Genomic DNA, 21,405 nt, shown 5'->3' with positions numbered 1-21,405 from the left:
ATTCTGCCAAAAATACTTCGGGGTGAATTGGCCGTCAGGCCAAGAGGGGGCTGGCCCCTGAGCGTTACGCCACCAACGTCTCTGCCGCCTTAAGGTCCACCGACACAAGCTGGCTCACGCCCTGCTCTACCATGGTCACCCCAAAGAGGCGGTCCATCCGCGCCATGGTGACAGCGTGGTGGGTGATGATCAAAAAGCGAGTGTTGGTGCGGCGGCACATCTCGTCCAGCAAGTCACAGAACCGCGTGACGTTCGCATCATCCAGCGGCGCGTCGACCTCATCCAGCACACAGATCGGAGCCGGATTGGCCAGGAACACCGCAAAGATCAGCGCCATGGCGGTGAGGGTCTGTTCCCCGCCAGACAGCAGGGACAGAGTGGAGAGCTTCTTGCCCGGCGGCTGGCACATGATTTCAAGGCCTGCCTCCAGCGGGTCCTCGCTTTCCACCAGAACCAGATTGGCCTCGCCCCCGCCAAAGAGATGGCGGAACAGCAAAGAGAAGTTGCTGTTGACCTGCTCAAAGGCTGTCAGCAGACGCTCGCGCCCCTCTTTGTTGAGGCTGGCAATGCCGCTGCGCAGGGTGCTGATCGCCGCTTCGAGATCGGATTTCTCGCTGGTCAGCGCGTCATATTCTTCCTGCACCTCTTTGGCGTCTTCTTCGGCGCGCAGGTTGACCGCGCCAAGGCTGTCGCGCTGCCGCTTGAGGCGGTTCACATCGGCCTCGATGTCACCTGCATCCGGCATTTTGTCCGGCTCCACGGCAAGGCGTTCCAGAAGGTCGGCAGGTGTCACCTCCTGCTCTTCCATGATCCGCTCTGCCGCGTAGACCACGGTCTCGCGCGCCGCATCTGCGCGCGCTTCAGACCGTGCGCGCGCCTCGCGGGCCTCACTGGCCGCGCGTTCCGCGTCCCGTTCTGCATGTTCCGCCTCACGCAGTGCACCTTCCGCTTCCGCCAAAGCATCCGCGGCGGTGCGGCGGCGCTCTTCGGCGGCCTCGATGGCATCGGTCAGCTCTTCGCGCTTGGCTGCGATCTCTTCCGGAGCGGCGCCTGCATCAATCAGCTCCTCTTCGGAACTGTCTTTGCGTTCGACCAGTTCGTTCATACGTTTTTCAGCGGTCTCAAGGCGGTGGCGCCAGCCGCTGATCTCTTTGATCACCTCTTGGGACCGCTTGAGACGCGCCTCACCCTCACGGCGCAGCTCGTCATGAGAAGAGCGGCGGGACATCATCATGATGCGGGCGGCTTCGACCGTCATTTTGATGTCTTCAACGCCCTGACGCGCGGCATCCAGATCGCCAAGGTCCGCCAAGGCGCGTTCCGCTTCATTGAGTTGCGCGCGTGCAGCCATGGCCTCTTCTTCGTGGCGCGTCACCGCAAGGCCAAGGCTTTCAAGCTTGCCTTCGGCCAGATTGCGATCCGCCTCTGCCCGGCTCAAGGCGCGATTGGCATCCGCCACGGCCCGGTCGGCGGCACGGCGGGCTTCGCGGGCGGCCTGATCAATATCAGACAACTCCCGCAAGCGGTTTTGTAGCGTTTGATGGGCGTCCACGGCGCCATCGGTGCGCGCGGTGGCGCTGGCCATGGCTTGTTTGAGTTCCTCAAGGCGGTTGAGTTGCTGCAGGCGCAGCGCTGCTGCGCTCGGCGCATCTTCGGCCCAGGCGCGGTAACCATCCCACCGCCACAGGTCGCCTTCGATCGAAACAAGGCGTTGCCCCGGCTTCAAAAGCGGCTGCAACTGCAAGGCATCTTCGGTGGCCACCAGGCCGATCTGGCTCATGCGGCGCTCAAGCACCTCAGGCACAGAAACATGCTGGGTCAGCGAGGTGACCCCATCGGGCAGCGGCTGCACATCACCGTATTGCGGCAGCACGTACCACCCGGATGGCCCCTCTTCCTCCACCTCCGGCGCGCGCAGGTCATCTGCCAAGGCAGCGCCCAGCGCTTTCTCAAACCCCTGTTGTACCTGAAGCCGATCCAGGATCTGCCCACCTTCTGCGGTGTCGCGCTCTACGAGCTTGGCCAAAGCGGTGGTTTCCGCCCTGAGAGCGTTGAGTTCGCCTTCGGCCTCAGAGCGCTCGGCGCGGGCTTCGGCCTCACGGGATTGGGTCTCCGCGCGCTCTTCTTCGACGGCTGAGAGCCCTTCTTCGGCGTCTTGCGCCGCCTCAATCGCCTCTTCTTCGGCCTCGCGTGCGGTCTCCAGCTCTTCAGCCGCACGGCTGAGGGCGTCTTTGGACTCCGCAACCGCAGCGCGGGCGCGGGCAGCTTCCGCTTCGCTTTTTTCCTGCGTCTTCTGACTGTCGTGCAGCAGACGCTGCGCGGATTGGTGGCGCGCGGCCAAACGGGCCACATCTTCGGTCAACTTGGAGAGCTCGGCCTCGCGGTCTTGCAACACGCTGGCAGCTTCACGGGATTCATCTGAGGCCGCTTCGAGCTTCTCCGCGTGGCCTTCGCTGGCCTTACCCAGCTCGCGCTGCTCCCATTCCAGCCGCTCAATGGTGTCAACGGCATCGCGGTTCAGACCGGCCTCGCGCTCCATATCACGGCTGAGTTGCAGAATGCGGTTCTTGAGCGTTTCAATGATTTGCAGTGCATGGGCTTCCTGATCGTTCAGGCTGTCGCGCTGCACCTGCAGGCGCTGCAGGATCGCAGAGGCGATGGCTTCTTCTTCACGCTTGCCCGGCACTAGATCATCGCGCGCCACCCGCTCTTTGGCAGCAGTCCGGGCCGCGATTTCCGCCTGACTGGCCAAGGTTGTGCGCTCACGCAGCTCGTCATCTGCCTTCGCACGGGCCTCATCAGCTTCGCGCCAGCGGCGATAGAGCAACAGCCCTTCGGCCTGACGCAGCTCATCCCCGATCGCACGGTAACGCGCCGCCTGTCGGGCCTGACGCGCCAGCTGGCTCAATTGGTTGGCCAATTGCTCGATCACGTCATCGACACGCGCGAGATTGGTTTCAGCCCCTTTAAGCTTCAACTCGGCCTCATGGCGGCGCTGATAGAGGCCGGAAATGCCTGCCGCTTCTTCCAGAATGCGGCGGCGGGCCTTGGGCTTGGAGTTGATCAGCTCGGCAATCTGCCCCTGCCGCACCAAAGCTGGCGAATGCGCGCCGGTTGAGGCATCGGCAAAGAGCATCTGCACATCGCGGGCACGCACGTCTTTGGTGTTCACCTTATAGGCGCTGCCCACGTCACGGGTGATGCGGCGCACAATGTCGAGCGCGTCATCATCATTAAAGCCTGCCGGGGCAAGTCGTTCGGAGTTGTCGATCTGCAGCGACACTTCAGCAAAGTTGCGGGCGGGTCGCGTGGCCGCCCCGGCAAAAATCACATCCTCCATACCGCCACCGCGCATGGCCTTTGGACGGTTTTCCCCCATAACCCAACGCAGGGCCTCCAGCAGATTGGACTTGCCACAGCCGTTGGGGCCCACTACGCCGGTCAGACCATCAGCGATGATCAGATCGGTGGGATCCACGAAGCTTTTGAAGCCTGTCAGTCTGAGTTTGGAGAAGCGCAAATTATCTGCGGCCCTATGATTCCTGTGGTTTTGAGAAGTCTGCAAAGGCTTGTGGCAGGGAGTCAACGGCAAACCACATGATGTGGCAAAGGCGGTGGATTTATCCACAAGATATTGCCACTGAGGTGAGATTAGCTCCGCGAAGGAGCGTAAAGAGGCCGGCAAAGCTGATCACGCAAAGCGCCATGATTCTATGCAACCGCAAGGACGGGACAGCGAAAGGGTGGTACAAAACTTCCCTGTGGGTGCGTCTCTTCTGGACTTGGCTGAGAACTGCTGCCAGACAACCGCAAGGTCAGATGACAGCTTACAATGACTGGGGGCAAACATGGCACAAGACACATCGAATATTGCGGTCATTCCCGGTGATCCACGTGATCCGCAGGCGACCGCGCTGCTGCAGGCCAGCCATGCCCTGATGCAGAGCCTATTTGCTGCTGAGGACAATCACTTTCTGTCGATCGATGAGCTGTGTGTTCCGGAAATCAGCTTCTTTGTGGCCAAAGAAGGCGACACCACATTGGGCTGCGTCGCGCTTGCAAACAAAGGCGCCTATGGCGAGATCAAATCCATGTTTGTTGATCCAGAGGCCCGCGGCAAAGGCATTGCCCACAAGCTCATGGCGCAGCTTGATACGGCCGCACGGGATCAGGGCCTTGCAGAGCTGAAACTTGAAACCGGAGACAAGCTGAGCGAGGCGCACAGCCTCTATCATGCGCATGGATTTGTGGATTGCGGGCCGTTTGGGGACTATGAAGCCAACAGTTCTTCAATCTTTATGACAAAGACCCTCACCTAAGCAGTGATCCAACGGGGCTTGCCCTCTGTGGAATGGCGTGGTCAAATTACCTGACCAGTTTGATGCGCTCATTTTGGGCCAGAAGGAAAGTCATGCCGTTTCAAAAGGTTCAGCCAGAAAAACTCTCCACCTCCGTTGTGCGACAGATCGAATTGCTGATCCTGCGGGGGATTTTGCGCCCCGGAGAGCGGCTTCCGGCGGAGCGGGAACTGAGCGATCGGCTGGGTGTTTCGCGCCCGAGCCTGCGTGAAGCGATTGCAATGCTGCAGGACAAAGGGTTGCTGACGTCCAAGGCCGGGGCGGGCATTTTTGTCGCCGATGTTCTGGGCAGCGCGTTTTCGCAAGCTTTGGTGCAATTGTTTTCGGCCCATGATGAAGCTGTGTTTGACTACATCGCTTTCCGCCGTGACATGGAGGGGTTGGCCGCAGAACGCGCTGCGATGCTGGCATCTGACACGGACCTGCAGGTCATTCAGGCGGTGTTTGACAAAATGGAGGCCGCTCACCCCAAGCGTAATCCCACGGATGAAGCGCAGCTGGATGCGGATTTTCACCTGGCGATCATTGAGGCGAGCCACAATGTGATCATGCTGCATATGATGCGTTCGATGTATCAGCTGCTGCGTGAAGGTGTGTTTTACAACCGCATGATCATGTTCAAGCAGCGCACCACACGCGGCGAGTTGCTGGAGCAGCACCGGGCCATCAACAAAGCGCTGCAGGCACGTGATGCCAAAGGCGCGCGCAACGCGGTGATTGCGCATCTGGATTATGTGGAAAACGCCTTGTCCAACCACAAGAAATCCACACAAAACGAAGAGATTGCCAAGCAACGCTATGAGCATGAGCTCAGCCGATAGGCCTCATTGAGATGAGGTTTGGCCGAGGTTACGGTCTCTCGTTTTGACGGCAATTCATCTAGCGGGTGTCGCTGTTTTCGTTGGGGGCAAAGTCCCGCGCCATCAGGCCAAGGCCCATACATGCGCTTAGCGTCAGCAGTGTAACCATCGCTTCATTCCTCCACGCCCCACTGCACGGTGTGGATGGAAGAGGGCAACAATGTGGCCAAAGCAGGCAAAATCGCCTAGTGCTCAGATAGTTGGCCAAGCGTGATGTAGATTTACCGCACGCTCGGCCCGCTCAAAGGCGCTTACTTACCTTCGCTGCCGACATTCTCTGCGAAGGCTTTTTCAAAGTCCTTCTGCTTTTCCGGGCTGGCGTCTGTTTGGTAGTTGGCTTTCCACTTTGCCATGGTCATGCCGTAGAACAGTTCACGCGCCTCTTCCTTACCCATTTCGATACCACGCTCATTGGCGGCTTCCTGATACCAGCGCGACAGGCAGTTGCGGCAGAATCCGGCAAGGTTCATCATGTCGATGTTCTGCACATCGGTGCGCTTTTCCATGAGATGCGCGCGCAACGTGCGGAATGCTGCGGCTTCCAGTTCGATTTGGGTTTGCTCGTCCATGTCACTCTCCTCAGAGCAGGGTGTTTTTTAAGGCCTAGCAAGCGCAGAGAGGCGCAGCAAGCCGGTCAGAGGAGCCGTAGGGCAATCCACGGCACCAATGCGAAGACAAAAATCAGCAGTTTGTAGGCGCCAAGCCACTGAAAGTAGAGCGGCGCCAGGCTGTCTTGGGGCACGCCTGTGAGCCGCGCATGCATGGCCGTCACCCGCCCCCGCATCCCATAGATGCCAATGGATGCGGCCAACAGGAGCGCGACGTGAAGCACAGTCATCCAGCCGAAGAAGCTTGTGAGCATTGCATGTGACATTGTGAGCCTCCTTTGTGGCAGCAGCGTTTCCTTACCCCAAATATGGTGATGGCAACGGTCGTGAACAAGGGAGGCGACACTTAGTGTAAGGCGTTAAAGGCCACTTTCCTCAAGGGTTTCCTGCAGGATCACAGCCAGCCGCTCCGCCCAGTGGTTTTGCTGGTCAGCTGTTTCGATCTCGTCGTTGCGCAGCTCGATCAGCGCGTTCAGGCGGCCAGATTGCAGCGCGTGCTGATCGATGCTGTCACCGGGCAAATCGCCGTCATAAGGCTCGTTGTCGCCAACGGTCAGATCATGCTCTTTGGAAAGGCGCGACAGAAGGGCGTGGCCAAAGCGGTCTTCGGGTTTGGCATGCAACACAGCGATTTCCCATGGGCGCGGTGCGCGGCCTTTATATTGGGGCGTAAAGCTGTGCATGGCGATGATCACAGGGGCCGTCCGTGCAGCGGCAAGCGCCTCCAGTGCTTCGTGGTAGGGCTTGTAATGCGCCTCAACCCGGCGGGCGATCTCCGCATCATCCACATGGCGGTTGCCCTCAATGACTGAGCCATCACACAGCCGCATCACAAGGGTTGGATCATCCATACCCCGGTTGGGATCGATACAGAGACGTGAGAAATTGGTGCAGATCACCGGCGCATCAAGCAGCTCCCCCAATCGCAGAGACGTGCCGCGAGCTCCCACATCATAGGCGATGTGGCGCGCCATATCTTCGGCGGGCAAACCAAGGTCGCCGCCCGCAATGTCGTTGGGCACATGGTTGGATGCGTGGTCACAGGTGATGAGCCAACGCGCGGGGCGATCCGCGCCATAGATAGAAAAAGGAGTGTATGTCATGGGCCTGTCATTGCTATTTGCTCTGAGTTAAGAGAGTTCGACCTAAAAAGGAATTCCATAGAGGTAAAACTTGCATTTGTTAGCGTTAACATGTAGCGCAAACCGCAAGACATCCCGAAACGGAATGACCGCGCGCCCGACAGGCAAAGCCAAAGAAAGACCGATCATGCGACGACTGAGAAACGTGAAAATCGTGGCCACTCTGGGCCCTTCCTCTGAAACCTATGACATGATCCGCGCCCTGCACGAAGCGGGTGCTGATGTCTTCCGGCTCAACATGAGCCACGGCAGTCACGAAGAAATCCGCGAAAAGCACCGCATCATCCGGCAGGTGGAAAAAGACCTGCAAAGCCCGATTGCCATTCTGGCCGACCTTCAGGGTCCGAAGCTTCGTGTGGGCGTTTTTGCCAATGGCGCGGAAGATCTCGAAGAAGGCGCCAAGTTCCGCCTCGATCTGGACGCTGCAGAAGGCGACATCAATCGCGTCTGCCTGCCGCACCCGGAAATTTTCGCCGCGCTCAAGCCCGGTGCGAACCTTCTGGTGAATGATGGCAAGATCCGCCTAAAGGTCGAAGACTGCGGTGATGATTTTGCCAATTGCGTCGTAACCACGGGTGGCACGATCTCCAACCGTAAGGGCGTGAACGTGCCTGACGTGGTGCTGCCACTGGCCGCTCTGTCAGACAAGGACCGGGACGATCTGGAATTTGTCTGCGGTCTTGGCGTGGACTGGTTGGCGCTGTCCTTTGTGCAGCGCCCGGAAGATGTGACCGAGGCGCGCGAGCTGGCGCAGGGGCGTGCGGCGATCCTGTCCAAGATTGAAAAGCCTGCCGCCGTGGAGGCCTTTGACGATATTCTTGCGGTCTCTGACGGGATCATGGTGGCGCGTGGCGACCTGGGTGTGGAACTGCCGGTCAGCGCCGTGCCTCCGATCCAGAAACGTCTGGTGCGGAAGTGCCGCCATGTGGCCAAGCCGGTGATTGTGGCAACCCAGATGCTGGAAAGCATGATCGACAGCCCGATGCCGACCCGCGCGGAAATCTCGGATGTGGCCACCGCGATCTATGAAGGCTCTGACGCAATCATGCTGTCCGCCGAATCGGCGGCAGGCAGCTATCCGATTGAAGCGGTCACCACGATGAACAACGTGGCTGTAGAAGTGGAAAACGACCCGACTTACCGCGAAATCATCGAAGCCAGCCGGACGCAGCCGCGTTCCGGCGTGGCGGATGCAATCGTGGCTGCGGCCCGTGAGATTGCGGAAACCACGCAGGTCGCCGCGATCTGCTGCTTCAGCCAATCGGGCACCACGGCGCTGTTGATTGCGCGGGAACGTCCGCGCGTGCCGATCATCGCCATGACCAGCCTGCGCGGCACCGCGCGGCGTCTGGCCCTGAGCTGGGGAACCAACTGTGTGATCACCTCCAACGTCAGCCGCTTTAAAATGGCGGTTGTGGCCTCGGCCCGCGCCGCGCGTGATCTTGGCTATGCGCAGGAGAGCGATCAGATCGTTGTGACCGCAGGTCTGCCGTTCAATGTGCCAGGCACAACGAACATTCTGCGCGTGTCGCCCTGTGACGAGCGTTTGATTTTCAACGTCGAGTCGGAGTAGCGTCGGCCGGTAACAACCGGACCACAGCATGACCACGGACTATCTGATCACCATCGGGCTTTTGGTTGGGGTGTTTTCCATCCCGGCCATGATTTCCGCCTATGCGGACGACCGCTTTCCACGCGCGCCGATGGCCGCGTTTGTGCTGTCTGCGGCGGTGATCACGCTGGCCGTGCTTCTTAACCCGGCGCGCTACAGCTTTGGGGAGCTGCCCAATGTTGTGGTACGCGTGATTGCCGACATCCTGCACTGAGGCACCACAGGCTGCTGCCATTGGGACAAACAGCAGGAAAACGGCGAATTACCCCTTGCGCCACAGCAATGGGCGCTCTATACGGCGCCTCTATTCGCGCGACCGGCTGGATGGCATGCCGAGTCGCGTTTGTCACCGACCGAATACAAAGGAGACGGAAATGCCTAAGATGAAGACCAAGTCGAGCGCCAAAAAGCGCTTTAAGGTCACTGCCTCTGGCAAAGTGAAAGCCGGCCAAGCCGGTAAGCGCCATGGCATGATCAAACGCACCAACAAATTCCTGCGTGATGCACGCGGCACCACAACGCTGTCCGCACCGGACGCGAAGATCGTCAAGGGCTTCATGCCCTACGACCGCTAAGAGGAGATTGATATATGTCCCGCGTTAAAGGTGGCACCGTAACCCACGCCCGTCACAAGAAAGTCGTCAAGGCCGCAAAAGGCTACTACGGCCGTCGTAAGAACACCTTCAAGGTGGCACGTCAGGCAGTTGACAAGGCGAACCAGTACGCAACTCGTGACCGTAAGAACCGGAAGCGTAATTTCCGTGCGCTCTGGATCCAGCGTATCAACGCCGCTGTCCGCGCACACGACGAAGCGCTGACCTACTCCCGCTTCATCAACGGCCTGAACCTGGCTGGCATCGAAGTAGACCGTAAAGTTCTGGCCGACCTGGCCGTGCATGAGCCCGAAGCGTTCACTGCGATCGTGGATCAAGCGAAAGCTGCTCTGGCTGCGTGAGCCTAGGCAACACCAAGATTAAGAGGCTCGGAGCGCAAGCTCCGGGCCTTTTTTATTGTGGCCGCTCCCCCAACTGACACATTGAAAATACGGCCAAAACCGGAACAGATCAGGCTAGCAAGCAGAACATAAGAGAACAAAAGAAAAACAGATTACGATTTATTCACCATTTCAGCCCCAAGATGTCGCCAGCGGCGTGTGTTGCCGCATGAGTGCTAGTATCTGGAGGTTTTAATGGCGCGTATCAGCGAGCTGCATTTTTCCAATGACTTTACCCATCCGACCGGGGTTGAGGATTTTATTGAGGTCACGCTGGACCCAAACGAAGACGCCACAGGTTTCATTATCTCCTGTTATCAGATCGACGGGCATATCGGCACCGAGATCACGCTCACCGAAGCTGGCGTTCTGACGTTCATTCATTCAGAGAAAAACACGCAGACCTTTGTGATTTCTGCGTCCCGCTTTCCGGTTCTGTTTGCCCAAGGCACGCGGGAAACGCGCATCACGGCCGTGGCCCTGACGGATCTTGCGACCGGTCGCGTGCTCTGTTTCTTTGACACACGCGCGAACTCTGCTCCGGTGGTGGCCGTGGACGGCGCGGCCGCAGGCGCAATGTCATGCAGCTCCGCGGCAAGCACATCCTGGGCCAGCCCCGCCCCTTTAATGTCTGAACAACCAACCGTCCCCGCCACCACAGCGCAGGCCACAACCCCAATCGCCAAAATACGCACCACCGGTGGGCTCGCCTGTTTCACGGAAGGCACTCGCATTCGCACCGAGGTGGGCTATCAGCTGATTGAAACCCTGAAAGAAGGGGATCTGATCTGGACCAGAGACAACGGATCTCAGCCAATTTTATGGATCGGAAAGCGCCTTTTGCCCGCGCGGGGACAATATGCGCCGGTTCAGATTGCCCATGAAACCTTTGGCGCATTTAGGCCGCATCTGGTGGCGCCGGATCATCTGGTTTTGCTCACGGGCTGGCGCGCAGAGCTGCTTTATGGCGAGGAAGAGATCTTGGTGCCCGCCAAAGCCCTGGTCGACAATTGCGATGTGCGCGCAGCAGAGACCGACAAGATCACCTACTATCATCTCGCTTTTGAAACGCCCCAGATTGTCAGCGGAGACGGGGTGCTGAGCCAGTGTTTTCACCCTGATGCGCAGGCCAAAGCGCTATGTGCGCAGGCAGGGCGCGCGGAAATGTTTGCGCATTTTCCCGAGCTGGCGACTAAGGTGCATGTCTTTGGGCGCAACCGCCACCCCACCTCAAAAGCGAGTTTAGGGCCGCTTTTGGTGCGCTCTGGTTGATCAAAGAAGTTTACGCAGCGTTTTAAGGGCAAAATCAGCCTAAAATGGGGGAAAAGCCATTTCCCCCTCTTTCTGTGAGGCGTAAGGAGGCGCCGAAATTTGAGTCGGGCCGCCTTCGCTTGTGCCCGGCACCGCAGCCCCGCTGCGCAAACGACACAGGAAGCCTATGGAACCGACATCAAACGCCGCCGAAGCCGGAGGCGTCTTCGCCTCTTTTGCCAACTCTCTCGTGACCTCTATCGAAAACGTTGTGAACACCGCCAACGGGATCTTGTGGGGGTACCTGCTGATGTATCTGCTCATCGGCAGCGGGCTGTTCTTCACCTTGCGCCTCGGCTTTATCCAGTTCACCAACTTTCGCGAACAATTCCGCCTGACCGTGGCCTCCCGCGGCCAAGACGGCGCGGGCATTTCACCGTTTCAGGCGCTCGCCGTCAGCCTCGCCTCCCGCATCGGCACCGGCAACCTTGCCGGTGTGGCTGTCGCGATCTCCCTTGGCGGACCCGGTGCGATCTTCTGGATGTGGGTTGTGGCGCTGGTGGGCATGGCAACCTCATTCTCTGAGGCAACGCTCGCGCAGCTCTACAAAACCCGCGGTCCGGACGGCCAGTATCGCGGCGGCCCCGCGTTCTATATGGCGCGCGGACTCAACATGCGCTGGCTTGGTCTGATCTTCTCGATCTTTCTGGTCTTTGCCTTTGGCCTCGTGGTCAACGGCGTGCAGTCCAACTCCATCGCGCAGGCAATGAACGAAGCCTTCGATCTCCCCAAAACCACCACCGGCATCCTGCTTGCGATCGCAACAGGTGTGGTCATCTTTGGCGGCATCCGCTCCATCACCCGCGTGGCGGAAGTGTTGGTGCCGTTTATGGCCGGAGCCTATATCATTGTGGCGCTCTACATCCTGGCGACCAACTTTGCCGAGATCCCCGGCGTATTGCTGCAGATTGTGCGCGGCGCCTTTGGTCTGGAAGAGGCTGCAGGCGGTGCAGCAGGCGGTATGACCGCAGCGCTTTTGAACGGTGTGAAACGTGGCCTCTTCTCCAATGAAGCGGGCATGGGATCTGCGCCCAACATCGCGGCAGCGGCCACCCCGGTGCCAAATCACCCGGCCTCGCAGGGCTTTGTGCAGGCGTTTGGCGTGTTCATCGACACCATTCTTGTCTGTACCGCGACCGCAGTGATGATCATTACCTCAGGCGCGCACAAGATGGTGGATGCCGAGGGCAACGCGCTGGAAGGCATTGCCATGACCCAACAGGCCGCCGCCGCCTTCCTTGGGCCATTTGGCATCTACTTCATCGCCTTTGCGGTTCTGTTGTTCGCCTTCACCACCATCATCGCCTGCTACGGCTACGCGGAAAGCGGCATGGCGTTCCTCAAGCAGACAAGCAAATCGCGCCTGAACCTCCTGCGGTTGGGTGTGATGCTGGTGGTGTTCTGGGGCGCAGGCCAGTCCGTCGCCGTGGTGTTCAACGCAGCGGACATGGCGATTGGCATCATGGCATTGTTGAACCTGTTCGCTCTGGCGCTGCTGTCTCCCATCGTGGTGCGCGTAGCCCGGGACTATCAGGCACAGCGCAAAGCCGGCAAAACGCCAAACTTCAGCATCTCTGAGCACGCCAAAATTGCGCGTGGCGTGGACGCTGACATCTGGAAGTGACACCTTCTGGCGGGTGCCTATCGGGGCACCCGTGCCTCCGTGCTTGCAATCAACAGGCCTTGTGGTAGGAGGTCTGCGGTATTTTCTTCACTTGGGACGGCCCTGCCATGGACGATCTGCGCATCAAATATATCGACGCCATTGCCGCAGCTGCGGATGAAGCCGCGCTGGAAGAGCTGCGCCTGCAGGCCGTGGGCAAGAAGGGCGAAGTCAGTCTGAAAATGCGCGAGCTGGGCAAGATGACCCCGGAAGAGCGTCAGGTGGCTGGCCCCGCGCTGAACGCGCTGAAGAACGAGATCAACTCTGCCCTCGCGGCCAAGAAGGTTGCGCTTGCCGATGCGGCGCTGGATGCACGTCTGGCGACTGAGTGGCTGGACGTGACCCTGCCTGCGCGCAACCGCCGTGTGGGCACCATCCACCCAATCAGCCAAGTGACCGAAGAGGTCACCGCGATCTTTGCCGATATGGGGTTTGCCGTGGCCGAAGGCCCGCAGATCGAAACCGATTGGTACAACTTTGATGCGTTGAACATCCCCGGCCACCACCCTGCTCGCGCCGAGATGGACACGTTCTACACGCATCGTGCCGAAGGGGACGAGCGCCCGCCGCATGTGCTGCGCACCCACACCAGCCCGGTGCAGATCCGCTCGATGGAGAAAACCGGCGCGCCGATCCGCATCATCTGCCCCGGCCGCGTGTACCGTGCGGACTATGACCAGACCCACACACCGATGTTCCACCAGGTCGAAGGCCTTGCGATTGGCAAGGACATCTCCATGGCGAACCTGAAATGGGTGCTGGAAGAATTCTTCTCGGCCTTCTTTGGCACTGAGGTGAAAACCCGCTTCCGCGCGTCCCACTTCCCGTTCACGGAACCTTCCGCCGAAGTGGACATCCAGTGCAGCTGGGAAGGTGGCACCGTGAAGGTCGGCGAAGGCGACGATTGGCTCGAAGTGCTGGGGTCCGGCATGGTGCACCCCAAAGTGCTCGAAGCGGGCGGCATTGATCCAAACGAATACCAAGGCTTTGCCTTTGGCATCGGCATCGACCGCCTGGCGATGCTGAAATACGGCATTCCTGATCTGCGTGCCTTCTTTGACAGCGACCTGCGTTGGCTGCGTCACTATGGGTTTGCCAGCCTCGACCAGCCAACCCTGCACGGCGGTTTGACCCGCTAAGCGCAGACACAACTACGACTTCGGAGCGCCTGCGGGCGCTCTTTCCTTTCTGCCCCCATGCAAGACTGACGAAACGAGACGCGCCGTGACACGGATTTTGATTGTCGAAAGCAACACACCTGAGCTGCTGGCGCAGAGCCGGTCCGCGGCGGCGTATTTTCTCAAAGCATTCCTCGCGCTGGCACCGCATGCGCATCTGCGGGTGGTGAGCCCCTATGCGGCGCCTTTGACCGCGGATGTGTTTGGGGGGGTAGATGGCATCGTTTTCACCGGCTCCGGTGTGGACTGGACCACCAGCGACACGCGCGCCGCGCCTCTGCGGGCCGCAATGGAGCAGGCTTTTGCCACCGGACTGCCGGTCTGGGGATCTTGCAATGGGATGCAACTGGCGGCCTCGGTGCTGGGCGGGCATGTAGATGATTCTCCCAATGGGCTTGAATTTGGCTTGGCCTCCGGCGTGACCTTCACCGACGCGGGCAAGACGCACCCGATGTTTGCCGGTCGCAACTGTGGGCTTGCCAGCCCCTGTGTGCATTCCCATGAGGTGATCCGCTTGCCCGAGGGCGCGGTGGTGCTGGCTTCAAACGGGCATTCCGAGGTGCAGGCCATGGCCTATCAGAAAAACGGTGTGGATTTCTGGGGCGTGCAATATCACCCGGAAATGACAGCGCTGGACGTGGGCCGCATTGCCAATGCTTTACATCTAAAAGAGGATCACGCCGCGATGGTGCCGGATCTGCTTTCAGCCGATGCCGATGCGGATGCAGCACGGCGTTTGGGTGCGCGGCCTGAGGACCTTGCCCCACAGATGCGGATGCGCGAGCTGTCCAACTGGCTCACCTATATTGGTGCCCGCGCCTAGGCTGAGACCATTAGCTTTGGTCAAAAGCCTGCTCCCACAAATATGTGACGTGACAGCGCCTCTCCCTTGAGTAGGGTCAGCGGCATGAAACGATTTGCCCTCACCCTTGCCGCGACACTTCTTGCCCCTCCTGTTTTTGCCATGGGGCCGTGGAGAGGTGAGGTGGAACCCTGTGGCGGTGATGTGGCCTGCCCGCTGGGGGAGCGGTCCTACCATGTGATGGAACCTGAGGGGTGGGATGGCGCAAGCCCGCTGCCGGTGCTGCTGCATTTTCATGGCTGGTCCCGAAGCGGGGTTCACCCGCAACGCTCAGACCGGGTTGGGGCCTCTGCCAAGCGGCGTGGGGTTTTGTTGGTCACTCCCAACGGGCGCAACAAGACTTGGAGCTTTTGGCACGCGAGCACAGAGGACGTGCCATTTGCCGATGCCGTGCTGGAAGATGTGGCGCAGCGCTATCCCATAGATCGCGAGAAAATCTATGTGTCGGGCTATTCATTCGGCTCCGCAATGGCGTGGCGCTATGCTTGTCAGAGCGGCAATGACGTCACTGCGCTTTTGGCGATCGCAGGCAGTGTAGACCAAGACGAGACCTGCCCGGAGGCCCCGGCCGAGGTGCGCCATGTACATGGGTTGGCGGATACGGTGATGGATTTCCCGATGGGGCCGGGGGGCGATGTGACCTATCCAGTTGCGCTTTGGCGGCGCGAGTTGGGATGCACCACCCCCGGTGAGGATCAGGGCGACTGGCAGGCACGCAGCTTTTTGACACTCTCGCGTACAGCCTGGGACTGCGCCGACGGGCCGGTGACACTGGATCTGCATCCGGGGGGACATTTTATCCCTCATGGGTGGATTGGACGGCAGCTGGACGAGCTTTTGGGCCTCGCTCCGAGCTATCCGTAGACCTGCATTTGCAGCAAGGCTTGCACATGAGGGCAATCTTTGTCATTGCCTGCTGCAACAAACATGGCTTGCCATAGGACACCGGACAGATGAAATTCACGCTTTCTTGGCTGAAAGACCACCTTGAGACTGACGCGAGCGTCGACGAGATTGTTGAAGCGCTCACCGACCTTGGCCTTGAGGTAGAAGATGTGTTCAACCCTGCAGAGCGGTTGGCGAATTTCACGCTGGGCAAAGTGGTGCATGCAGAGAAGCACCCCGATGCGGACAAGCTGCGCGTTTGTAAGGTGGAAACCGATGAAGGCGAGCTGCAAATCATCTGTGGCGCGCCCAACGCACGCGAAGGCATCACCGTGGTGGTGTGCAAACCGGGCATGTATATTCCCGGCCTCGACATCACCATCAGCGTGGGCAAGATCCGCGGCGTGGAAAGCTACGGCATGATGGCCTCCGAGCGGGAGCTTGAGCTGTCTGACGAACATGATGGCATCATTGAGCTGCCTTCCGGTGAGGTGGGTGACAAATTCATCGACTGGCTGGCCGAAAACGATCCATCCAAGGTCGACACGGTGATCGAAATTGCGATCACGCCAAACCGCCCCGATGCGCTGGGTGTGCGCGGCATTGCGCTGGATCTCGCAGCGCGCGGGCTCGGCAAGATGAAACCTGCCAAAACCGCAGAGATCACCGGCAGCTTCGCCAGCCCGATCACGGTCACCATCGATGAAGACACCGCCACCGATGGCTGTGAAGTTTTTGGCGGCCGTCTGATCAAAGGCGTGAAAAACGGCCCCTCCCCGCAGTGGTTGCAGGACCGTCTGAAAGCCATCGGCCTGCGCCCGATTTCTGCGCTTGTGGACATCACCAACTTCTTCACCTTTGACCGCAACCGCCCGCTGCACGTGTTTGACGCCGACAAGGTCAAAGGCAACCTGCGTGTGCACCGCACCCAAGGTGGTGAGACCCTGATGGGGCTGGATGAGAAAGAATACACCTTCGGCCCCGGCATGGTGGTGATCTCTGATGACAACGCCGTTGAATCCATCGGCGGCATCATGGGGGGCCTCGCAACCGGCTGCACCGAAGAAACCACCAATGTCTTCCTTGAGGCGGCGGTTTGGGATCACGTTCAGATCGCCTACACAGGCCGTGGCCTGAAGATCAACACCGACGCACGTTATCGCAACGAGCGCGGCATTGATCCGGCTTACAATATGCAGGCGCTGGATGACGCGACCCAGATGATCATCGAGCTGTGCGGCGGTGAGCCATCTGAGATCGTGACCGCTGGCACTGTGCCGGATGTGTCCCGCGCCTATAAGCTCGACACAGATCGTGTGCAGTCTCTGGTTGGTATGGAAATCCCGGCGGAAACGCAGCGCGCCACGCTTGAAGCGCTTGGCTTCACCATCGAGGGCGACATGGCCCATGTGCCAAGCTGGCGTCCTGATGTGCGCGGCTCCGCTGATCTGGTGGAAGAAGTGGCGCGGATTGCCTCGCTGACCAAGCTGGAAGGCAAGCCGATGCCGCGTGCCACCGCTGGTCTGCCAGAGCAAATCCTGTCGCCAATGCAGAAGCGCGAGCAGATCGCACGCCGCACCACCGCGAGCCTTGGCTACAACGAATGTGTGACCTACAGCTTCATCGACAAAGCAGCGGCGGAGCTGTTTGGCGGTGGCTCTGATGCAACCATGCTGGAAAACCCGATCTCCAGCGAGATGAGCCACATGCGCCCGTCCCTGCTCCCGGGTCTGCTGCAGGCGGCCGCGCGCAATCAGGCACGTGGTTTCATGGATATGGCGCTGTTTGAATGTGGTGCCGTGTTCCATGGTGGTGAGCCGGGCGAGCAAGAAAACCTGCTGACCGGTATTCTGGTGGGCCGCACCGTTGGCAAAGACATTCATGGCGAAAGCCGTGGCGTGGATATCTATGACGCCAAGGCAGACATGGAAGCGGTGATGGAAGCGCTCGGCGCACCGGCGAAGCTCACCTACAATCGTGGTGTTAATGGCTGGTGGCATCCGGGCCGCAGCGCGAAGGTTGGTCTGGGTCCGAAGAAGATCCTTGGGGCCTTCGGTGAGATTCATCCCAAAGTGCTGGATGCGCTGAACGTAAAGGGGCCGGTTGTGGCCTTCGCGATCCACATCGCAGACATCCCGCTGCCACGTAAGAAATCCGCCTCCAAAGGCGCTGTAACCATGTCTGATCTTCAGGCGGTGGAACGCGATTTTGCCTTTGTGGTGGATGCGGACGTCGAAGCGCTGACGCTGGTGAATGCTGCGGCTGGCGCGGACAAAGCGCTGATTGAAAACGTGCGTGTCTTTGACGAATTCATCGGCGGCGCTTTGGGGGAAGGCAAAAAATCCCTCGCGATCACCGCGCGTCTGCAACCCACCGACAAGACGCTGAAAGAAGCCGATATCGAGGCCGTGGCCACGAAGATCGTCGAGAAAGTCAGCAAAGCCACCGGCGGCACGCTGCGTGGCTAATGCACCTCAGCCGCGACAGGCACGGGCCGATGAGGCCCCTGCCATTGCGCGGCTGATTGATGCGGCTTACCAACCTTATCGCGACGCAAGGATCGCGCTGCCGGATGTGTCCGGCGGCGTGCCGGATGCGATCGCTGCAAACCAATTTTGGGTTCTTGAAGACAAAAACCTGCTTGGGTTTTTGATGCTCACGCTCACTCCACCGCAAGCCCATCTGATGAATGTCGCCGTCGCGCCCACAGCACGTGGGCGAGGCATCGGCGGGCAACTCATTCGCTTTGCCATCGCCCAAGCCACAGCTGCAGGCTGTGCAGAAATCGCCTTGGCCACCCATGCGGAGATGCCGGAAAACGTCACGCTTTATGAGCGCTATGGTTGGCAGATCTGCGCGCGTGAAGACGTGCGCATCAGGATGCTGCGCAAATTGACCTAGCCGCGCGCCAGATGCTCGGCCAATGTGTCAAAGACCAATCTTATCCGGCGGCTGGTGTGCAACTCGCGATGGGTCGTGAGCCAAGTCGGGAAGACAATGGGCGCGATGTTGGGCAAGACCTTTTCGATCCCCTCAGTGACCTCAGCCACCTCAGCGGCCATGGGGGCGATGCCAAATCCTTGTTTGCAAAGCTCCCATGCCACAAGCCCACTTTCCGAACCGATCCGGAAGTTGCTGTGGGCAATCGGAAATCCCAGAGGATGCAGATATTCCAGCATCCGGCCTACATCGCCTGAGCCGATAAAATCATGCGCCTTGAGGTCCTCCAAGGCTTCCGGACGACCGCGCCGGTCCAGATAATCCGTTGAGGCATAGAAGAAGCCTTCCGCTTCGCGCACCAAACGCGCGATCAGGTCCGGCTGATTGGGACGCACATGACGAATGGCGATATCCGCCTCGCGCCGCATCAGATCCTGCAACTCATCTGAAGCCACGACATCTATCACCAGCTTGGGCGCCGTGGCCTGCAACTCTTTCAGGATCGGCGGCAGAAGATGGGCGGAATAGACATCTGACGCGGTGATGGCCACGCGCCCCTCAATCGTTTGGCTTTGACCAGAGGCCGCGAGCGCCACACGCTCTGCCGCCTCTCCCATCGCACGCACGTGGTCGAGCAGTTCCGCTCCAGCTGAAGTCAGCGAAAGCCCCCGCCCCACGCGCTCAAACAACATCACGCCGAGGTCTGTCTCAAGCGCGCTCACCTGCCGCCCCAAAGTTGGCTGGGTCACTCCCAAGTCTCGCGCCGCTGCGGACAACGATCCTGTCTCCGCGGTCTTGAGAAACGCGCGGATATGGTTCCAATCAAAAGCGGCGAGCGGATCATTCATGCATTTTCGTATAGCATAACTGCGATTTTCGGCAATTTATCTTGCATATCCGCATGACTACCTTGTGCTCGAAAGGAGTATGACCATGCAAGCAACCGCAAAGTTTTGGGACGGAATCGCACAGAAATATGCAAAGTCGCCGATTGGGGACATGCAGGCATATGAGTACACGCTGGGGCGCACACGATCTTACCTGAAAGACACCGATGTGGCGCTGGAATTGGGCTGCGGCACCGGCTCTACCGCAATCAAACTGGCAGATGCTGTTGCCGAGATGGTGGCAAGTGATGTGTCAGGCGGGATGCTGGAGGTTGCAAGTGAACGTGTGGCGGAAGCGGGTGCGAACAATATCAGACTTGCGCAGGCCACTCCGGAAAATGCCCCTGAAGGACCGTTTGATGTGGTTATGGCACATAACCTGCTACATCTTTTGGACGACACCGAGACTTCGATCTCTGCAGTTGCCAAACGGCTCAAACCCGGCGGCTTGTTCATCTCTAAAACACCATGTCTCAACGAGAACATGAAATCTCTGAAGTTCCGTGTCATGAAACGCGCCATTCCGTTGCTGCAGTTCTTTGGCAAAGCCCCCTTTGTGCGCTTCTTCTCCATCGCGGAGTTGGAAACCATGATCACCGAAGCCGGCTTTGACATCATAGAAAGTGGAAATTTCCCGGTGGATCCACCAAGCCGGTATCTGGTGACGCGCAAGCTTTGATTGGCCTGATCTGAAACTGCTTCGCCGGAAAGCGGGATTGGAGATAGAGGTTTCTCAGGCTATGAACAGCCAAACACTGAGGGAGCTTTCCAATGGCATTGAACGTCTATCTGTCCGGCGAAATTCACACCGATTGGCGCGAACAAATCACCGAAGGGGCCGCAGATCTGGATGTGCGGTTCAACAGCCCTGTTACGGATCACGCGGCAAGCGATGATTGCGGCGTGGCCATTCTGGGCGCGGAAGAGAACAAATACTGGCACGACCACAAGGGCGCGATGGTGAACGCCATTCGCACGCGCAAAGGCATCGAAGACGCTGATGTGGTGGTGGTGCGCTTTGGCGAGAAATACCGCCAATGGAACGCCGCCTTTGATGCGGGCTATGCAGCCGCATTGGGCAAATCCATCATTGTTCTCTCGATGCCGGATCAGCAGCACGCACTTAAAGAGGTGCACGCAGCCGCTCTCGCGGTGGCTGAGGAGCCAAAGCAGGTGGTTGAGATCCTGCGCTATGTGCTGACAAGCACGCTGCCCTAAGCAAAACAAAGGGGGCCATAGGGCCCCCTTTTTCTTATGCTTCCGGGCGTGGCGGAATATTCATGCCTGCCTGTACCGCTGGACGGGCCAAGAACCGCTCCAGATAGGCATTCACATTCGGGTACTCTGCCCAGCCGACAAGCTCTTTGGTCTGGTAATATTCCAGCGCATTGAGCCATGGCGCGATGGCGATATCGGCAATGGAATAGCTGCCGGTGATCCACTCACGCCCTTCAAGCTGCTTTTCAAGTACGGACAAAAGGCGCTTTGCCTCTACGCGGAAGCGCTCACGTGGGCGTGGATCTTCGATCTCTGCCCCGGCAAATTTGGTGAAATAGCCCAACTGGCCAAACATCGGGCCAACGCCGCCCATCTGGAACATCACCCACTGGATCGCCTGATATTTCTCTGCAGGCGTATTGCCGATGAGTTTGCCGGTTTTCTCCGCCAGATAGATCAGGATGGCACCGCTCTCAAACAGGGTAACGGCCTCCCCATCCGGTGCGTTCGGGTCAATGATCGCAGGGATCTTGTTGTTGGGATTCAGCGCCAGAAACTCCGGGCTTTTCACATCCGCGTCGCTCAGGGTGACCAGATGCGCCTCATAAGGCAGGCCAGTCTCTTCCAGCATGATCGACACTTTCACCCCGTTGGGCGTTGGAAAGGAATAGAGCTGAAGAACGGTGGCGTCGTCAGCGGCCCAACGGCTGTTGATTGGATGGTCGGTGACAGTTGTCATTGGGGATCTCCTGATAAGGCTTTGAGGGGATACATAGGCCGATTTTCCCATGAAACCAGCGCGCGCGGCATGCGAAAGGAGCGAAATCTGAGAATTTAAGGGGGAATGGCTTGCGCCTGACGCAGCCACTGCAGTTAAAGTCCTCTTA

At 59.2% G+C, this 21,405-nt stretch carries 21 protein-coding genes; 15 read left to right on the top strand and 6 right to left on the bottom strand.

Annotated features, from left to right (window positions below; genetic code table 11):
• Positions 1 to 64: 64 nt before the first annotated feature.
• Positions 65 to 3,520 (bottom strand): chromosome segregation protein SMC, encoded by a 3,456-nt coding sequence (gene smc, locus J7399_RS09645; protein ID WP_209085648.1) that lies wholly within the window; start codon positions 3,518 to 3,520, stop codon positions 65 to 67.
• Positions 3,521 to 3,848: 328 nt separating this feature from the next.
• Between smc and J7399_RS09640 the strand changes: the two genes are divergently transcribed.
• Both J7399_RS09640 and J7399_RS09635 read left to right on the top strand, forming a co-directional pair.
• Positions 3,849 to 4,319 carry a GNAT family N-acetyltransferase gene (locus tag J7399_RS09640; RefSeq protein ID WP_209085644.1) on the top strand — a complete coding sequence of 157 codons (471 nt, stop codon included), beginning with the start codon at positions 3,849 to 3,851 and terminating at the stop codon, positions 4,317 to 4,319.
• 92 nt (positions 4,320 to 4,411) lie between these two features.
• Positions 4,412 to 5,179, top strand: a complete 768-nt coding sequence (locus tag J7399_RS09635; protein ID WP_209059142.1) for an FCD domain-containing protein — start codon at positions 4,412 to 4,414, stop codon at positions 5,177 to 5,179.
• A gap of 290 nt (positions 5,180 to 5,469) precedes the next feature.
• On the opposite strand, the gene J7399_RS09630 is transcribed toward J7399_RS09635, so the two are convergent.
• From J7399_RS09630 to J7399_RS09620, 3 genes are all read right to left on the bottom strand, one after another.
• A complete protein-coding gene (locus J7399_RS09630) occupies positions 5,470 to 5,787 on the bottom strand; it encodes a DUF1244 domain-containing protein (protein WP_209085642.1) in 318 nt (105 codons plus the stop codon).
• A 65-nt stretch (positions 5,788 to 5,852) separates the two neighbouring features.
• Positions 5,853 to 6,092: a DUF6868 family protein gene (locus J7399_RS09625; RefSeq protein WP_209085640.1), complete on the bottom strand. Its 240-nt coding sequence runs from the start codon at positions 6,090 to 6,092 to the stop codon at positions 5,853 to 5,855.
• A gap of 93 nt (positions 6,093 to 6,185) precedes the next feature.
• Entirely contained in the window at positions 6,186 to 6,929 is a 744-nt protein-coding gene (locus J7399_RS09620) for an N-formylglutamate amidohydrolase (RefSeq protein WP_209085638.1), read from the bottom strand.
• 166 nt (positions 6,930 to 7,095) lie between these two features.
• Between J7399_RS09620 and pyk the strand changes: the two genes are divergently transcribed.
• The 11 genes from pyk to J7399_RS20945 all read left to right on the top strand — a co-directional run bounded on the left by pyk (position 7,096) and on the right by J7399_RS20945 (position 18,374).
• Positions 7,096 to 8,541: a pyruvate kinase gene (gene pyk, locus J7399_RS09615; RefSeq protein WP_209085636.1), complete on the top strand. Its 1,446-nt coding sequence runs from the start codon at positions 7,096 to 7,098 to the stop codon at positions 8,539 to 8,541.
• Between the two features lie 28 nt (positions 8,542 to 8,569).
• On the top strand, positions 8,570 to 8,794 hold the full coding sequence (locus tag J7399_RS09610; protein ID WP_209059119.1) for a hypothetical protein: 225 nt from the start codon (positions 8,570 to 8,572) through the stop codon (positions 8,792 to 8,794).
• Positions 8,795 to 8,954: 160 nt separating this feature from the next.
• Positions 8,955 to 9,155, top strand: coding sequence for a 50S ribosomal protein L35 (gene rpmI / locus J7399_RS09605; RefSeq protein WP_058241085.1), 201 nt, complete (start codon positions 8,955 to 8,957; stop codon positions 9,153 to 9,155).
• A 14-nt stretch (positions 9,156 to 9,169) separates the two neighbouring features.
• The gene (gene rplT / locus J7399_RS09600) at positions 9,170 to 9,535 is read left to right on the top strand and encodes a 50S ribosomal protein L20 (RefSeq protein WP_132861339.1); all 366 of its coding nucleotides are present in this window, start codon (positions 9,170 to 9,172) and stop codon (positions 9,533 to 9,535) included.
• A gap of 234 nt (positions 9,536 to 9,769) precedes the next feature.
• Entirely contained in the window at positions 9,770 to 10,846 is a 1,077-nt protein-coding gene (locus tag J7399_RS09595; RefSeq protein WP_209085635.1) for a Hint domain-containing protein, read from the top strand.
• Between the two features lie 166 nt (positions 10,847 to 11,012).
• Positions 11,013 to 12,509, top strand: a complete 1,497-nt coding sequence (locus J7399_RS09590) for an alanine/glycine:cation symporter family protein (protein WP_209085633.1) — start codon at positions 11,013 to 11,015, stop codon at positions 12,507 to 12,509.
• 107 nt (positions 12,510 to 12,616) lie between these two features.
• Complete coding sequence (gene pheS, locus J7399_RS09585) at positions 12,617 to 13,687, top strand: phenylalanine--tRNA ligase subunit alpha (protein WP_209059112.1); 1,071 nt, start codon at positions 12,617 to 12,619, stop codon at positions 13,685 to 13,687.
• Positions 13,688 to 13,772: 85 nt separating this feature from the next.
• Positions 13,773 to 14,549, top strand: coding sequence for a type 1 glutamine amidotransferase (locus J7399_RS09580; protein ID WP_209085631.1), 777 nt, complete (start codon positions 13,773 to 13,775; stop codon positions 14,547 to 14,549).
• Positions 14,550 to 14,633: 84 nt separating this feature from the next.
• Positions 14,634 to 15,452, top strand: coding sequence for a polyhydroxybutyrate depolymerase (locus J7399_RS09575; protein WP_209085628.1), 819 nt, complete (start codon positions 14,634 to 14,636; stop codon positions 15,450 to 15,452).
• An 89-nt stretch (positions 15,453 to 15,541) separates the two neighbouring features.
• Entirely contained in the window at positions 15,542 to 17,941 is a 2,400-nt protein-coding gene (gene pheT / locus J7399_RS09570) for a phenylalanine--tRNA ligase subunit beta (RefSeq protein WP_209085626.1), read from the top strand.
• Entirely contained in the window at positions 17,934 to 18,374 is a 441-nt protein-coding gene (locus J7399_RS20945; RefSeq protein WP_209085623.1) for a GNAT family N-acetyltransferase, read from the top strand. Before pheT ends, J7399_RS20945 begins: the two co-directional genes overlap by 8 nt.
• On the opposite strand, the gene J7399_RS09560 is transcribed toward J7399_RS20945, so the two are convergent.
• Positions 18,371 to 19,261, bottom strand: a complete 891-nt coding sequence (locus J7399_RS09560) for a LysR family transcriptional regulator (protein ID WP_209085621.1) — start codon at positions 19,259 to 19,261, stop codon at positions 18,371 to 18,373. The two genes, J7399_RS20945 and J7399_RS09560, sit on opposite strands and share 4 nt — an antisense overlap.
• A gap of 85 nt (positions 19,262 to 19,346) precedes the next feature.
• Here J7399_RS09560 and J7399_RS09555 point away from each other — a divergent pair, with 85 nt between their 5' ends.
• Both J7399_RS09555 and J7399_RS09550 read left to right on the top strand, forming a co-directional pair.
• Entirely contained in the window at positions 19,347 to 19,979 is a 633-nt protein-coding gene (locus J7399_RS09555) for a class I SAM-dependent methyltransferase (protein ID WP_209085620.1), read from the top strand.
• A 92-nt stretch (positions 19,980 to 20,071) separates the two neighbouring features.
• Positions 20,072 to 20,518: a YtoQ family protein gene (locus J7399_RS09550; RefSeq protein ID WP_209059091.1), complete on the top strand. Its 447-nt coding sequence runs from the start codon at positions 20,072 to 20,074 to the stop codon at positions 20,516 to 20,518.
• 34 nt (positions 20,519 to 20,552) lie between these two features.
• Here J7399_RS09550 and J7399_RS09545 read toward each other — a convergent pair whose 3' ends face one another.
• A complete protein-coding gene (locus tag J7399_RS09545) occupies positions 20,553 to 21,257 on the bottom strand; it encodes a glutathione S-transferase N-terminal domain-containing protein (RefSeq protein WP_209085619.1) in 705 nt (234 codons plus the stop codon).
• Positions 21,258 to 21,405 lie beyond the last annotated feature (148 nt).

Source organism: Shimia sp. R9_1, assembly GCF_017743775.1.
GTDB lineage: Bacteria > Pseudomonadota > Alphaproteobacteria > Rhodobacterales > Rhodobacteraceae > Shimia.
The sequence above is the reverse complement of the archived record's forward strand: the minus strand, read 5'-3'. Positions and strand labels throughout refer to the sequence as shown.

Excerpts from the sequence above, each read along its gene's own strand:
- pheS (WP_209059112.1), top strand. The coding sequence starts at position 12,617 with ATGGACGATCTGCGCATCAAATATATCGACGCCATTGCCGCAGCTGCG.
- J7399_RS09640 (WP_209085644.1), top strand. The coding sequence starts at position 3,849 with ATGGCACAAGACACATCGAATATTGCGGTCATTCCCGGTGATCCACGT.
- J7399_RS09555 (WP_209085620.1), top strand. The coding sequence starts at position 19,347 with ATGCAAGCAACCGCAAAGTTTTGGGACGGAATCGCACAGAAATATGCA.
- rpmI (WP_058241085.1), top strand. The coding sequence starts at position 8,955 with ATGCCTAAGATGAAGACCAAGTCGAGCGCCAAAAAGCGCTTTAAGGTC.
- J7399_RS09575 (WP_209085628.1), top strand. The coding sequence starts at position 14,634 with ATGAAACGATTTGCCCTCACCCTTGCCGCGACACTTCTTGCCCCTCCT.
- J7399_RS09610 (WP_209059119.1), top strand. The coding sequence starts at position 8,570 with ATGACCACGGACTATCTGATCACCATCGGGCTTTTGGTTGGGGTGTTT.
- pyk (WP_209085636.1), top strand. The coding sequence starts at position 7,096 with ATGCGACGACTGAGAAACGTGAAAATCGTGGCCACTCTGGGCCCTTCC.
- J7399_RS09550 (WP_209059091.1), top strand. The coding sequence starts at position 20,072 with ATGGCATTGAACGTCTATCTGTCCGGCGAAATTCACACCGATTGGCGC.
- J7399_RS09595 (WP_209085635.1), top strand. The coding sequence starts at position 9,770 with ATGGCGCGTATCAGCGAGCTGCATTTTTCCAATGACTTTACCCATCCG.
- J7399_RS09545 (WP_209085619.1), bottom strand. The coding sequence starts at position 21,257 with ATGACAACTGTCACCGACCATCCAATCAACAGCCGTTGGGCCGCTGAC.
- J7399_RS09625 (WP_209085640.1), bottom strand. The coding sequence starts at position 6,092 with ATGTCACATGCAATGCTCACAAGCTTCTTCGGCTGGATGACTGTGCTT.
- J7399_RS09590 (WP_209085633.1), top strand. The coding sequence starts at position 11,013 with ATGGAACCGACATCAAACGCCGCCGAAGCCGGAGGCGTCTTCGCCTCT.
- rplT (WP_132861339.1), top strand. The coding sequence starts at position 9,170 with ATGTCCCGCGTTAAAGGTGGCACCGTAACCCACGCCCGTCACAAGAAA.
- J7399_RS09620 (WP_209085638.1), bottom strand. The coding sequence starts at position 6,929 with ATGACATACACTCCTTTTTCTATCTATGGCGCGGATCGCCCCGCGCGT.
- J7399_RS09630 (WP_209085642.1), bottom strand. The coding sequence starts at position 5,787 with ATGGACGAGCAAACCCAAATCGAACTGGAAGCCGCAGCATTCCGCACG.
- J7399_RS09560 (WP_209085621.1), bottom strand. The coding sequence starts at position 19,261 with ATGAATGATCCGCTCGCCGCTTTTGATTGGAACCATATCCGCGCGTTT.
- pheT (WP_209085626.1), top strand. The coding sequence starts at position 15,542 with ATGAAATTCACGCTTTCTTGGCTGAAAGACCACCTTGAGACTGACGCG.
- J7399_RS09635 (WP_209059142.1), top strand. The coding sequence starts at position 4,412 with ATGCCGTTTCAAAAGGTTCAGCCAGAAAAACTCTCCACCTCCGTTGTG.